Source organism: Eubacterium segne (genome assembly GCF_014287775.1).
GTDB classification, from domain to species: domain Bacteria; phylum Bacillota; class Clostridia; order Lachnospirales; family Lachnospiraceae; genus Eubacterium_G; species Eubacterium_G segne.
In genome coordinates this window covers 1-1,044 of the sequence record NZ_JACOOZ010000018.1, presented here as the reverse complement: position 1 = coordinate 1,044, position 1,044 = coordinate 1, and the positions used below count along the sequence as shown (strand labels likewise).

At 37.0% G+C, this 1,044-nt stretch carries 1 protein-coding gene; it reads left to right on the top strand.

Going from position 1 to position 1,044, the window contains the following annotated elements:
* A partial coding sequence (locus H8S00_RS13685; protein WP_186840749.1) for a DNRLRE domain-containing protein occupies positions 1-1,044 on the top strand: 1,044 nt, incomplete at both ends.

The window sequence follows — 1,044 nt, the reverse complement described above, 5'->3', positions numbered from 1 at the left end:
TTGACTTCAACTGACAGAAAGTATCCTGTTACAATTGATCCGTCAGTCACATGGGAAGGAACCGGTGAATTAGGTGAGGCTTATATTTTAAAGGCAAATCCTGATGTTAATTATTATGCAAGTGGTGTTAAAGCTTTCTCTGTTGGAAAAGGAAGTCAGGGATTGTTTAGAACATACATGAGAGCACTTGATTTAAAAAGCACTGTACGCGGAAAATATGTGGAAAGTGCAGAACTGATATTGTATGAGAATGGAGCAAACACAAAGGGCGTAAAAATTAATGTTGAACCGGTAAAGAATGAATTTGCGTGCAGAAATATTACATGGAATAATCAGCCGGGGGGTACAGGTGATTCACTGGCAACATTTACATCCAGTGGAACTGCTGATGCAAAGAAAACTTTAAATATGACAACATGGGCAAGAAATGTTGCAAAGGGTTCAGGAAGTGGAAATAAAAATTATGGACTGGTATTTAAAGCAGAAAACGAATCAGCTTCCTCATATGTAAAATTCTATGGCTCAAGAACTGCTTCAACATCAAAAATGCCAAAAATGGAAGTAGTATATTATGACGGACCAACAAAGCCGGAAAACGTTAGCCTCACAAAAGTGCACATAAAGTCAGGAGAAAAGCTGCAGGTTTCATGGAGTGGCATAACATCAAAGGCGCTGGATTATGTTCAGTACAAAGTTAAAAACTATGATGAATCTACACATTCAGCAACAACAGATTATATTGCATATTCAGATTCAACAAATTTAGGTACAACTTCAAGCGGAACAAAGACAATAGATGCAAGTTCAGGTTGGAAAGAGGGGCATTATTATCTCTATGTAAGAGGGGTAGATAAAGGAGGAATAAAATCGCTGGAAAAAGCAATAGGTTTTGTAATCGATAGAACGGCACCTGTACTGAATTCGGTAACGATAACACCATCTACGTCTGCTTCTTCATATAGTAATAAATTGCCTAAGATAACATGGAATGTTACTGAAAAGAATCTTTTGTCAATTCAGGTAAAGGTTAATAATGGAAACTAT